The 12,616-nt window shown below is 69.0% G+C and carries 12 protein-coding genes; 10 read left to right on the forward strand and 2 right to left on the reverse strand.

Annotation, left to right across the window (positions count from 1 at the left end):
* Positions 1 to 28: 28 nt before the first annotated feature.
* Both JI739_RS01800 and JI739_RS01805 read left to right on the forward strand, forming a co-directional pair.
* Positions 29 to 946 carry a LysR substrate-binding domain-containing protein gene (locus tag JI739_RS01800; RefSeq protein WP_201682124.1) on the forward strand — a complete coding sequence of 306 codons (918 nt, stop codon included), beginning with the start codon at positions 29 to 31 and terminating at the stop codon, positions 944 to 946.
* Entirely contained in the window at positions 943 to 1,290 is a 348-nt protein-coding gene (locus tag JI739_RS01805) for a TfoX/Sxy family protein (RefSeq protein ID WP_201682125.1), read from the forward strand. Before JI739_RS01800 ends, JI739_RS01805 begins: the two co-directional genes overlap by 4 nt.
* A gap of 59 nt (positions 1,291 to 1,349) precedes the next feature.
* Here JI739_RS01805 and JI739_RS01810 read toward each other — a convergent pair whose 3' ends face one another.
* Positions 1,350 to 2,348, reverse strand: a complete 999-nt coding sequence (locus JI739_RS01810; protein ID WP_201682126.1) for a YcjF family protein — start codon at positions 2,346 to 2,348, stop codon at positions 1,350 to 1,352.
* 337 nt (positions 2,349 to 2,685) lie between these two features.
* On the opposite strand from JI739_RS01810, the gene JI739_RS01815 reads away from it, so the two are divergent.
* Both JI739_RS01815 and JI739_RS01820 read left to right on the forward strand, forming a co-directional pair.
* Entirely contained in the window at positions 2,686 to 4,107 is a 1,422-nt protein-coding gene (locus JI739_RS01815; protein WP_201682127.1) for an alpha/beta hydrolase family protein, read from the forward strand.
* Between the two features lie 59 nt (positions 4,108 to 4,166).
* A complete protein-coding gene (locus tag JI739_RS01820) occupies positions 4,167 to 5,360 on the forward strand; it encodes a M20 aminoacylase family protein (RefSeq protein ID WP_201682128.1) in 1,194 nt (397 codons plus the stop codon).
* Positions 5,361 to 5,422: 62 nt separating this feature from the next.
* Here JI739_RS01820 and JI739_RS01825 read toward each other — a convergent pair whose 3' ends face one another.
* A complete protein-coding gene (locus JI739_RS01825; protein ID WP_201682129.1) occupies positions 5,423 to 6,184 on the reverse strand; it encodes an SDR family NAD(P)-dependent oxidoreductase in 762 nt (253 codons plus the stop codon).
* Between the two features lie 421 nt (positions 6,185 to 6,605).
* Here JI739_RS01825 and JI739_RS01830 point away from each other — a divergent pair, with 421 nt between their 5' ends.
* From JI739_RS01830 to JI739_RS01855, 6 genes are all read left to right on the forward strand, one after another.
* Positions 6,606 to 6,866 carry a DUF4212 domain-containing protein gene (locus JI739_RS01830; protein ID WP_201682130.1) on the forward strand — a complete coding sequence of 87 codons (261 nt, stop codon included), beginning with the start codon at positions 6,606 to 6,608 and terminating at the stop codon, positions 6,864 to 6,866.
* Between the two features lie 9 nt (positions 6,867 to 6,875).
* Positions 6,876 to 8,681, forward strand: coding sequence for a sodium:solute symporter family protein (locus JI739_RS01835; protein WP_201682131.1), 1,806 nt, complete (start codon positions 6,876 to 6,878; stop codon positions 8,679 to 8,681).
* Positions 8,682 to 8,868: 187 nt separating this feature from the next.
* Positions 8,869 to 9,231 carry a hypothetical protein gene (locus JI739_RS01840; protein ID WP_201682132.1) on the forward strand — a complete coding sequence of 121 codons (363 nt, stop codon included), beginning with the start codon at positions 8,869 to 8,871 and terminating at the stop codon, positions 9,229 to 9,231.
* Positions 9,228 to 9,431: a hypothetical protein gene (locus JI739_RS01845; protein ID WP_201682133.1), complete on the forward strand. Its 204-nt coding sequence runs from the start codon at positions 9,228 to 9,230 to the stop codon at positions 9,429 to 9,431. Before JI739_RS01840 ends, JI739_RS01845 begins: the two co-directional genes overlap by 4 nt.
* Before the next feature lie 21 nt (positions 9,432 to 9,452).
* Positions 9,453 to 12,254 carry a sensor histidine kinase gene (locus tag JI739_RS01850; RefSeq protein WP_201682134.1) on the forward strand — a complete coding sequence of 934 codons (2,802 nt, stop codon included), beginning with the start codon at positions 9,453 to 9,455 and terminating at the stop codon, positions 12,252 to 12,254.
* Positions 12,220 to 12,591 carry a response regulator transcription factor gene (locus tag JI739_RS01855; RefSeq protein WP_201682135.1) on the forward strand — a complete coding sequence of 124 codons (372 nt, stop codon included), beginning with the start codon at positions 12,220 to 12,222 and terminating at the stop codon, positions 12,589 to 12,591. The genes JI739_RS01850 and JI739_RS01855 overlap by 35 nt, the downstream gene beginning before the upstream one ends.
* Positions 12,592 to 12,616 lie beyond the last annotated feature (25 nt).

Below are 12,616 nucleotides of genomic sequence, written 5' to 3' on the forward strand. Positions count from 1 at the left end.
CCCGATCAGCGATTTCCCTGGGAGGCGCATGAAACTCCAGACCCTGCAGGGGCTGATCCACATCGAGGAACTCGGCAGCATCCGGGCCGCGGCCCAGCAGTTGCATCTGTCGCAGCCGGCGCTGACCGCGGCCATCCAGCAGCTGGAGGAGGAGCTGCGTGCGCCCCTGCTGGTGCGCACCAAGCAGGGCGCGACCCTCAGTGAGTTCGGCCGCGCCTTCATGCCGCGCGCGCGGCTCATCGTGGGTGAGGCCCGGCGCGCCCGCGAGGAGATCGACCAGTTGCGCGGGCGCTGGCAGGGCAACGTGCGCTTCGCGACATCACCCGCCGTGGCGCTGTCCGTGCTGCCGATGGCACTGCAGCCCTTCCACGCCAGGTATCCCGACGTGCACGTGGAGTTTCGCGACGGCCTCTACCCCGGCGTGACGCCGGGCCTGCGCGATGGCACGCTGGATTTCGCCCTGACGCCGGTCGCGCGCAACGAGGTCGAGGCCGACCTGGCGGCCGATCCCCTCTTCGTCACCGAGATCGTGATCGCCTGCCAGCGCGACCACCCGCTTCGCCACGCCACCCGCTTCGCGCAGCTGGCCGAATGCCAGTGGGTGTTCTCCAGCGCCCCGCGCGGGCCGGGCGCGATGATCCAGGAGGCCTTCGCCACCAGCGGCCTGCCGCCGCCGCGACGCGGCCTCACCTGCGAGTCCTTCCTCGCCCTGCCCGGCATCGTGGCCCACAGCGAGTTCATGGCCACCATCCCGCGCAAGGTGCTGGAGCTGAGCGCCTACCGCGACCAGTTGCACGAAGTGCCGATCCAGGATGCGCTGCCCCGCCCCCTGGTGCACGTGCTGCGCCGGCACGACCTGCCGCTGACGCCGGCGGCGCAGTACCTGATCGGCTGGATCCGGCACCACGCGTTGCAGCCTGCCCCCAAACACCAGGCTCTCGCATGAAACCCATTCCTGCATTCGTGGTCCATTGCGCCGAGTTGCTGGCCCCGGCCGGCAGCGTGCGAACGGCCCGCATGTTCAGCGGCTGGGGCCTGTACCTCGACGAGGTGTTCGTGGCCATCGTCATCGGCGAGGTGCTGTACCTGAAGGCCGACGGACAAAGCCGCCCGCAGTTCGAAGCCGCGGGTGGGCACCGGTTCCAGTACACCCGCCAAGGCAAGACGCAGGACACCGGTTTCTGGACGGTGCCGGCCGAAGCCATGGACTCCCCTGCGCTCATGCAGCCCTGGGCGCGGCTCGCGGTGCAAGCGGCCCTGAGGTCGCGCGCCGGCAGCCGCCGTCGCTGAGCGGAACGCGCCAATGGCCCTTGCAGCCCCCGTCCCCGTCGGGCCAGGAGCCGCGCGCCTCAGGCGCGGCCGCGGACCATCGACAGCACCTTGCCCACGTCCATCGTGCGCGCCTGCTGCTGCATTTGCGGCAGGAAGCGCTCCTGCAGCCCCTGGGCTTCGCTGGAGATGCCGGCGTAGGCGTCCTTCAGCATCTGCGTGGACAGCGTGCGGCCGCCGGCGTAGTACCGCTTGGCAACATGCCCCAGCGCATACGTGGCCACGAAACTCATGCCCGAGCTCACGGCCTGCTGCCCGAGCCCGCGCCCCAGCCCGCCGCCGATGCGACCGAGCAACCCGCCCAGCAGCTTGCGGCCGGCCTGCTCGAGGTACTGCGAGGTGAGCCCCACGCCCACGGTCGCCAGGAAGTCCTTGATGTGACCGGCGTCGAGCTCCCAGCCGTAGGCCTGCCCGATGCGATAGACCAGGCGCATCTGCAGCGGGATGATGGCCATCGTCGACAGCGTCTCCGGCAGCAGCTCCAGCGCGCCGTTGGTGATGGCAGCGTTCAGGATGGCCTGGTCGAGTTCGGCGTCGGGGACCTTGGACGCGCGCGTATCCGCCACGGGAGTGCCCGGCGACGGCGCGGGCACCGGGCCGCTGCCCGCGCCGCCGCCCACGTCGGGCAGCGGTCCGTCGACCGGCGCGGCGGCCACGGCTTCGGCGTCTTCGCTGAACTGGCGCGCCTGCTGTTCATCCAGCCCAAGGGTGCTGCGTAAACGGGCCAGGAAGGCCTGCTCGGGCACTGACTGCACGCCGTCGGCGTCGCACACGCACACGGCCATTTCATAAGCCAGCTGGCGCGCATCGGACGACCGCAGATCGCCGGCGGCACGCGCCATGTCCACCCGCTTCATCAGCACGTCCTGCACCAGTCCAGGCAGGTGCACGCCATCCGATTGCGCCAACCCGTCGGCAATCCGCCTGACCTCTTCGCGCTCGCGGTCGTGCTTGGATCCGTCGGCAAAGGCAGCCATGAGGCTGAGAGAGACGATGGCCTGCGTTTCGGTGGGGGTCATGGATGGAGCTCGCGGTGGGGTGGGCCGGGGTGGAGTCGCAGGGGCTGCGGTCGGTTCCCGATGATGCCGCACCACCCCTGCCCGGTCGGCGCCTCCAGGTCACCGCTCTCCCGCGGACGGAGCCATTTCGGGTCGGCCGTCATTTAATTAGGTGCTTAAGTTTCCTGGCGCACGCCCCACTTCAATCAAGATTCTTCGCGGGTAAGCACCGGCCAGGCCTGGCACGGCCGTGCCTAGACTGCCTAGCGTTCTGGAGGGGACAAGCGCCGCTTTTCAATGTGCGCCCAGAGGCAACGAAATCGACCCGCACCGCGGGGAATCATTTCATGGAGATTCGATGCCCAAGCTCAAGAAGACCCACTGTTCGCCACGATGGACTCAGGTCCTGCGGCGCTCCCTCCTCGGCGCCGCGGCAGGCCTGCTGCTCGGCGCCAGCCAGGGCGCCCTGGCCCAGTCCACCATCTGTCCCACCAACATTTCCGAACAGCAAGGGATCCTGGCCGACGGCACGCCATATGGCATGCGGTTTCCGGCGAACTGGAACGGCCTGTTGATCAACGACCTCGACTACTTCGGGGCCCGCGCCTCCGCGCGGACCTGCTACTGGCTCAACCGAGGTTATGCGGTCTCGGGCACCAACCGGCACCCGCTGCGATCGTTCCAGTACGACCCCGCGCAGGAGATCCGCAACCTGCTGCAGGTGGTGGACCTCTTCAGCGGGACCTATGGCAATCCGAGCCGCATCGTGCAGTACGGCCATTCGGGCGGCGGCTTCGTCGCGCTGGGCATGAGCGAGACGCAGGCGCATCGCATCGACGGCGTGGTGGCTGGCTGCGCGCACGAGCAGGTGCCGCTGATGAACCAGATGCTCGACGGCTGGTTCGTGCTGCAGAAGCTGATCGCGCCCGAGCTTCAGATCACGCACTTCACCGACCTGGCAGCCGTGCCCGCACTGGCCGTGCAGTGGCGCGCCGCCCTCACTGCCGCCCAGGCCACGCCCATCGGGCGCGCGCGCATCGCATTGGCCGCCACCATCGGACAGTGGCCGGCGTGGAGCAGCCCGGCGTATGCGCCACCCTCGCCGCAGGACCTGGAGGCCTTGCAGCAGGCCATGTTCGACACGGCCATCCTGAATGCCGGGCAACCGGGCGGGCAGTCGCGCTTCATGTCCGAGCACGCGGGCGGCGTGCCACCCGCGTCGCCGCGGCAGCTGTCGTGGAACACCGGCGTGGACTACGCCAAGCTGTTCCTGCAAGGCGAAAACGCGTATACGCGCTCGGTGCGCGAACTGTACCGGCGCGCCCAGGCAGATGTGGCGGATGACCTCGCCGTCCTGGACACGTCCTCCCGAGTGCAGGCCGACCCGTCGGCCATCGCGTTCTGGTCCGAGCCCGGCCGCACCGTGCACGGCACGCCCCAGGTGCCGGTGCTGCGCTTCCACACCACCGGTGACAACATCGTGCCGCCGCAGATCATCGACAGCTACGAGCAGAAGATGCGCGCGCAGCAGACCCATCCCCGGCTGTACGCGCGCACCCTGGTGCAGGCGCCGGGCCATTGCACCTTCGGCGCGGCCGAAAGCGCGGCGGCCATGGAGACGCTGCTGCAGCGTATCGAGACTGGCAAGTGGCCCAGCACCCGCCCGGCCGACATGAACGCGCTGGCAACCTCGCTCATCCCAGGCTCGCAGCCGCGCTTCGTCGAGTTCCGCCCGGTGACCTACAGCCGCCCGGACAACGCGCCACCGGCGACTCGATGACGAACTGGGGGGGGCGGCGCGTGTCACGATGGCGCGTCTCCCATCGTGAAGCAGCAACCATGGAACCCACGCAGGCCCCCTACCTCGCCGACTCCCTCACCGGCCGCATCGGCGAGTTCATCCAGCTGCGCCGCGACCTCCACGCCCATCCCGAGCTGGCCTTCCAGGAACACCGCACGGCGGCGCTGGTCGCGGACAAGCTCGCCGGCTGGGGTTATGAGGTCACCACCGGCATCGGCGGCACCGGCGTGGTCGGCCGGCTGCGGCGGGGGAGGGACAGCGGCAAGGCGCTGGGCATCCGCGCCGACATGGACGCCCTGCCGATCACCGAACCCGCCGGCCGTGCCTGGGCCAGCCGCACGGCCGGCGTGATGCACGCCTGCGGCCACGACGGCCACACCGCCACGCTGCTGGCAGCCGCCAGGCTGATCGCGCAGGACGTGGCCTTCGATGGCACGCTGCACCTGATCTTCCAGCCCGCCGAAGAAGGCGCGGCGGGCGCCCGGCGCATGATGGACGACGGGCTGTTCGAGCGGTTTCCGTGCGACATGGTCTATGCGCTGCACAACATCCCGGGGTTGGAGGCGGGGCACTTCTACTTCCGTCACGGTTCGGCGATGGCCTCGAGCGACCACGTGACGATCCGCCTGCGCGGCATCGGCGGCCATGCGGCCATGCCGCACGCCGCGACCGACCCCGTCGTGGCGGCCGCGGCGCTGGTGATGGCCTTGCAGAGCGTGGTCTCGCGCAACGTGAACCCGCTGCAGACGGCGGTGGTCACCGTGGGGGCGCTACATGCCGGGTCGGCCAACAACGTCATTCCGCATGAAGCGACGATGGAGCTGAGCGTGCGTGCGCTCGATCCCCAGGTACGGGTGCTGCTGAAGGAACGCATCCACGCCCTGGCCCAGATGCAGGCGGCCAGCTTCCAGGTCACGGCCGAGGTCGACTGGCGCGAGGGCTACCCGGTGCTGGTCAACGCGGCCGAGCCCACGCGTATCGCGAGCCAGGTCGCGCGGGAGCTGTTCGGCCATGACCGCGTGCACCTGGACGCGCCGCCACTGACCGCCAGCGAAGACTTCGCGTTCATGCTCGAGCAGGTGCCGGGCTGCTATGTGCTGGTGGGCAACGGCGGGCCGGGCACGCCGGGCGCGTGCATGGTGCACAACCCGGGGTATGACTTCAATGACGAGATCATCGAGCCCGCTTCGCGCCTGTGGGCGGGGCTGGTGGGTGGATACCTGAAGGGTTGAAGGCCGCCCGGTGTCGGCCCGCACCGCGAGACAACGCCCCCAGGGTGAACGGATCTTCACCCTCACATCACCTCCCCACAAGACACCGAGATCGCCTGCCCCGTGATCGCCGCAGCGCCCTCGCTGCACAGCCAGCGCACGGCATCGGCGACTTCCTGCGGCTGCACGATGCGCTGCTGCGGGTTGGTGCTGGCGAACGCCGACATCGCTTCGGCTTCGCTGCGCCCGGTCTTGCTCACCACCTTGGCGATGCTCTCGCGCAGGATGTCGGTGTCGGTATAGCCGGGACACACGGCGTTGACGGTGACGCCGGTGCGCGCCAGCTCCAGCGCCAGGCTGCGGGTCAGGCCCAGGACGCCGTGCTTGGCTGCCACGTAGGCACTGACGTAGGCATAGCCCTTCTGCGCCGCCGTGCTCGCGATGTTCACGATGCGTCCGGGGCCGTGGGCCAGCAGGTCGGGTAGCGCCGCCTGGCTGCAGAGGAACGTGCCGGTGAGGTTCACGGCCAGCATGCGCTGCCAAAGCTCCAGCGAGGTCTTGGCGAACGGCGCGCTCTCGGCCTGGCCGGCGTTGTTGACGAGGATGGCGATCGGGCCGCGCTCCGAACGGGCGCGGGAGAACGCATGCTCGACCTGGTCCGGGTCGGTGACATCGGCCACGACCCAGCCGTGCGTCCCGGGCAGCTCGGCGGCCAGGCGGGCCAGCGCCTGCTCGCTGCGGCCCATCAAGGTGAGGGTGGCCCCTTCGGCGGCGAGCATGCGCGCGATGGCCGCGCCGATACCCCGCGCGGCGCCCGTGACGAGGGCGTGTCTGGCCGGCCGCATCACAAGCTCCGGTGAAGCCGACCGCGAGGCCGGGCCGGCGGCAAGCAGGAAAGGCCGGCAGCGCCGACGCGGGAGTTCATGGTCATACCGTCCTCCAGACGATCCGTGAATTTCAGACCTGATTAGTTTAGGCCTGAATTAACTGGACAGGGCAGATCGGATCGGCGGCGACCCACGGCGCCACTCATGGATGCCGGCGCGCTTTCCAGGAGGCGACGGGGCAGCGACAACACATCGCCACAAGTTCCTTAGGTGTTTTCCCGTAAAGAGGTGAGTTGCTGTAAAGGACTTGCAAAACATCAGCTACCTTCCGGAACGCGAGCGACGGCAACCGCCCGACAACTTGCTGCGTCACCTTCGTGGCATCCAAGAGGCGGACCCGGCGCGCGGCGTTCCACCCCGACCTTTTCCAGGAGTGTTCATGAAGGAAGACAACGACAGCCAGGCGTACTGGCGAGCCACCCTGCGCCTGTTGACCGGCATTCTCATCGTCTGGTTCGCCGTGTCCTTCGGGGCGGGCATCCTGTTCGCGCCTTGGCTGAACCAGATCCACCTGGGCGGATACCCGCTGGGGTTCTGGTTCGCGCACCAGGGATCCATCTATGTCTTCATCGCGCTCATCTTCTATTACGCCAAGAAGATGAACGAGATCGATAAGCGCTTCAACGTCGAAGAACAATAAGGAGCACCCATGGATCTGCAAACCACCATCTACCTCGTCGTCGGTGCGAGCTTCGCGCTCTATATCGGCATCGCGGTCTGGGCCCGGGCCGGCTCGACCAGCGAGTTCTATGCCGCGGGCGGACAAGTGCATCCGGTGACCAACGGCATGGCCACCGCCGCCGACTGGATGTCCGCCGCTTCGTTCATCTCCATGGCCGGCCTCATCGCCAACATGGGCTACGGCGGAGGGCTCTTCCTCATGGGATGGACCGGCGGCTACGTGCTGCTGGCCATGCTGCTGGCGCCGTACCTGCGCAAGTTCGGCAAGTTCACCGTGCCGCAGTTCATCGGCGACCGCTTCTATTCCAGGAGCGCCAGCACGGTGGCGGTGGTCTGCCTGCTCACGGCATCGATCACCTACATCATCGGCCAGATGACGGGCGTGGGCGTGGCCTTCTCTCGCTTCCTGGGCGTGTCCAGCGACGTCGGCATCTACGTGGGCATGGCCATCGTGTTCGCCTACGCGGTGTTCGGCGGCATGAAGGGCATCACCTACACCCAGGTCGCGCAGTACATCGTGCTGATCCTGGCGTACACGGTGCCGGCCATCTTCATCTCGCTGCAGCTCACGGGCAACGCCCTGCCCCAGCTCGGCCTGGGCAGCAGCTACAGCGGCACCGACACCACCTTGCTGAACAAGCTCGACCAGGTGGTGACCGACCTGGGCTTCGGCCGCTACACCACGGCGCTGCCGGGCAGCACCCTGAACATGTTCATGTACACGCTGTCGCTGATGATCGGAACCGCCGGCCTGCCGCACGTGATCATGCGATTCTTCACCGTGCCGTCGGTCAAGGCCGCGCGCAGTTCCGCCGGCTGGGCGCTGGTCTTCATCGCCATCCTGTACACCACGGCCCCCGCGGTGGCCGCCATGGCCAAGCTGAACCTGCACGCCACCGTGAACACCGCGGTCAAGGGCGGCGGCGACCTGTACGCACCCGAGGCCAGCATCCGCGCCGAGAACCGCCCCGACTGGATGCGCCGCTGGGAGCGCACCGGCCTGCTGCAGTTCGAGGACAAGAACGGCGACGGCCGCATCCAGTACTACAACGCCAACACCACCAATCCGGAAGCCAAGGCCAAGGCCGCCGCCGCCGGCTGGAAGGGCAACGAGCTCGACGTGAACGCCGACATCATCGTGCTGGCCAACCCCGAGATCGCCCTGCTGCCGAACTGGGTGATCGCGTTGGTCGCCGCCGGCGGCCTGGCCGCCGCCCTGTCCACGGCGGCGGGCCTGCTGATGGCCATCTCGGCCGCCGTCTCGCACGACCTGGTCAAGGGGGTGTTCAAGCCGGACATCAGCGAGAAAGGCGAGCTGCTCGCGGGCAAGATCTCGATGGCCGTCGCCATCGTGATCGCCGGCTACCTCGGCCTGAACCCGCCGGGCTTCGCCGCCGGCACCGTGGCCCTGGCCTTCGGTATCGCGGCCAGCTCCCTGTTCCCCGCCATCATGATGGGCATCTTCAGCAAGAAGATGAACAAGGAAGGCGCCATGGCCGGCATGCTGTCCGGGCTGGCGGTGACCCTGTTCTACGTGTTCGCGCACAAGGGCATCTTCTTCATCAAGGGCACGGAGTACCTGGGCCTGATCGGCGGTCCCAACAGCTTCTTCGGCATCACGCCGGAAGCGTTCGGCGCGGTCGGGGCCATCGTGAACTTCATCGTCGCCTTCGTGGTCGACAAGGTCACCAAGGAGCCGCCCGAGCACATCCAGCACATGGTCGAGGCGGTGCGCATCCCGCGCGGCTCCTCGGCGGTGCAAGGGGCGCATTGATCTGCCGCAAACCCTGAGGCGCCAAGCCGCTGCAAGGCGCGGCGCTTGAGCGACACTGGAGGCCCCGTCCCGGCGGGGCCTTCGTCTTTTTGAAAGGCAGGTGCGTGGACCGATCCGAAGCCCGCCGAGCCAGCATGCGCCTGGCTCGCCCTTCGATCGGCCTTCCGCACCTTTCCTGGAGCGTTCCATGGTTTTCAACGCAAGCATCGCGCTCAACTGGATCCTGTTCCTGGCGCTGTTCCCGATCTCCTTCTTCTGGCTGCGCCGGGCGTGGCGCATCGTGGTGCGGCGCGATTTCTCCGAGGTCGCCCTGCGACGCGGCGAGTCGCCACCGGACCCCGAGCGGTTCGCGCCCTACGACGCCGTGCTGAACTTCGTCGCCGGCGTGTTGCTGGTGGTGGTGATCGCGCTGGTGCTCACCGGCTCGGCCGACTTCTCCACCTGGACGTCGATGGCCGGCAGTACCCTGTGGTGCAAGTTCCTGCTCGGTTTCGCGCTGGCCCGGCACGCGCACGCGCGGCCTCGCGCATCCGCCGGTCCGGCCAAGTGAACCGGAGCCCGCTCGACGACCGCCTCGCGGCGCTGTTCGCGGCGGGCTGGCTCGCCTTCAACTTTCCGCTCCTCGGCCTGTGGGACCTCGACGTCACGGTGCTGGGCGTGCCGCTGTTTCCCGCCGCCCTCTTCGCCGGCTGGTTCGCGCTGATCGTGCTGCTGGCGGTGTGGATGGAGAAGCGCGGGGGCGACGAGTAGCGTCCCGCCTGGCAGACCACCATGCTCACCCCGGCCCTGGTCATCACGGTTTCCCTGGCCTACCTGCTGCTGCTGTTCGGGGTGGCGTACGCCGCCGATCGCGGCGCCGCCGCAGGCCGCTCCATGATCGACAGTGCCTGGGTCTATGCACTGTCGCTGGCCGTGTACTGCACGGCATGGACCTATTTCGGCAGCGTGGGCCGCGCATCCACCGGCGGCGTGTGGTTCCTGCCGATCTACCTCGGCCCCACCCTGGCGATGGTCCTGGGCTGGCTGGTGCTGCGCAAGATGGTGCGAGTGGCCAAGACCCTGCGCATCACGTCCATCGCCGACTTCATCGCCAGCCGCTACGGCAAGAGCCAGCTGCTCGCCGGCATGGTCACGCTGATCGCGGTGGTCGGCATCGTTCCCTACATCGCGCTGCAGCTCAAGGCGGTGTCCGCCGGCTATGCGCTGCTCACGTCCCCGGGCATCGACACGACGCCCTTGCGCCATTGGAGCGGCGACGTCGCCTTGTGGGTGGCTCTGGCCATGGCCGGCTTCACCATCATGTTCGGCGCGCGCCATCTCGACACCACCGAGCGGCATGAGGGCATGGTCGCGGCGATCGCCTTCGAATCGGTGGTCAAGCTGGTGGCCTTCCTGGCCGTGGGCGTGTTCGTGGTGTGGGGGCTCTTCGACGGGCCGGGCGACCTGTTCGCCCGCGCCCGCCAGGTGCCGCAGCTGGCGGCGTTGCTGAGGGCCGACCAGGGCGGCGGCTTCGCCTGGACGCAGTGGTTCGCCCTGACCCTGCTGTCCATGCTGTCGGTGCTGCTGCTGCCGCGGCAATTCCAGATGATGGTGGTGGAGAACGTGCGTGAATCGCACCTTCGCCGCGCGAGCTGGGTCTTTCCCCTGTACCTGCTGGTCATCAACCTGTTCGTCCTGCCCATCGCGCTCGGCGGGCTGCTGTACTTCGGCGGCACGCCCGTCAACGCCGACCAGTTCGTGCTGTCGCTGCCGCTGGCCGCGGGCGAACCCGGGCTGGCGCTGTTCGCCTTCGTCGGCGGCCTGTCGGCCGCCACCGGCATGGTGATTGTCGAGACCATCGCCGTCTCCACCATGGTGAGCAACGAGCTGCTCATGCCGCTGCTGCTGCGGCTGCGCAACTTCCGGGGGGCAGGCTCCGCGGACGTGGGGCGCCTGCTCATGGCGATCCGGCGCGTCGCCATCGTCGTGGTCCTGATGCTCGGGTACGTGTATTTCCACGTGGCCGGCGAAGCCTACGCGCTGGTCAGCATCGGGCTGATCAGCTTCGCGGCCGTGGCGCAGTTCGCGCCGGCCCTGCTGGGCGGCATGTACTGGAAGGGCGGCACGCGCGACGGCGCGGTGGCGGGCCTGCTGGCCGGCTTCCTGACCTGGGTCTACACGCTGATGCTGCCGTCGATCGCCAAGTCCGGCTGGATGGACCCCGGCTTCATCGAGCACGGCGCCTTCGGCGTGCAGCTGCTGCGGCCCGAGGCGCTGCTCGGGCTCACGGGCCTGGACAGCCTCACCCACTCGCTGTTCTGGAGCCTGCTGCTCAACACCGGCGCCTACGTGGCGGTGTCCCTGGCGCGTGCCGCGCCCGGGCACGAGGCCAGCCAGGCGTTGCTGTTCGTCGACGTGTTCCGCCGCACCGGCCCCGGCCAGCCGGTGTTCTGGCGCGGCCGCGCCGAGCTGGTCGACCTGGTGGCGCTGTGCGAGCGTTTCCTCGGCCCGGCGCGCACGCGGGCCCTGCTGGAAGATCACGCGCGCGGCATGGGCCTGTCCGGACCCGCGGCCCTGCGGCCGGACGCGCGGCTGGTTCATTTCGTGGAGACGCAACTGGCCGGCGCCGTGGGCAGCGCCTCGGCGCGGGTGCTGGTCGCCTCCATCGCGCAGGAGGAACCCCTGAGCCGCGAGGACGTGCTGCGCATGCTGGACGAGGCGTCGCAGGTCCGGGCCTACTCACGCGCGCTCGAGGACAAGTCGCGATCGCTGGAGCGGGCTACCACCGAACTGCGCACAGCCAACGACCAGCTCAAGAGCCTGGACCGCCTCAAGGACGACTTCATGTCCTCGGTGACGCACGAGCTGCGCACGCCCCTCACCTCGATCCGCGCCATGGCCGAGATCCTGCGCGACGAGCCCGACATGGACCCGGTCCAGCGCGAATCCTTCGTGCGCATCATCGTCGGCGAGACCGAGCGGCTGTCGCGGCTGGTGAACCAGGTGCTCGACATGGCGAAGATCGAGTCGGGGCACGCGCACTGGCACCACAGCGACGTGGACCTCCCGGCCCTGCTCCGGCAGGCCGGGTCCACCATGCAGGAGGCCCTGCGCGAGCAGGGTTGCGAATTGACGCTGCACCTGCCGCTGTCCGTGCCCACGGTGCGCGCCGACGCCGACCGGCTGACGCAGGTGGTGCTCAACCTGCTGTCCAACGCCGCCAAGTTCGTGCCCTCGCCCGGCGGGCGCATCGACGTGCGGCTGGAGACCGATGCCGAGGGCGTGCGGGTGAAGGTGCAGGACAACGGCCCGGGCGTGGAGCCCGCGCAGCGCGACTGGGTGTTCGAGCGCTTCCGCCAGGGCGGTGAGCGCAACCGGCGCCCGCAGGGCACCGGGCTGGGGCTGCCGATCAGCCGCCGCATCGTGGAGCACTTCGGCGGGCGGCTGTGGCTGGAGCAGCCGGACGGCGCCGGCGCCTGCTTCGTCTTCAGCCTTCCCTGGCAACCGCCCACCGCGACGGAGAACGAGAACGGCGCACCCAACGACGAGGAGACATTCGATGAGCCGACCGAAGGTACTGATCGCGGACGATGAGCCCAACATCCTGATTTCGCTGGAGTTCCTCATGAAGCGTGCCGGCTACGAAGTCATCCTGGCGCGCGACGGCCAGGAGGCGCTGGACGCCGTGGCCCGCGAGCGGCCCGACCTGCTGCTGCTGGACGTCATGATGCCCCGGCGCGATGGCTTCGAGGTGCTGCAGGCGCTGCGGGCGGACGAGGCACTGGCGGCCACCAAGGTGGTCCTGCTCACCGCGCGCGGCCGCGACACCGACGTGGCCAAGGGCCAGGCGCTGGGCGCCGATGCGTACATGACCAAACCCTTCTCCACCCGCGAACTGGTGACCACCGTGGCGCAGGTGCTGTCCCGATGACGCCGGGTTCCCGCAGGAGCGCCGC

This window comes from Ramlibacter aurantiacus (genome assembly GCF_016722895.1).
GTDB lineage: Bacteria > Pseudomonadota > Gammaproteobacteria > Burkholderiales > Burkholderiaceae_C > Ramlibacter > Ramlibacter aurantiacus.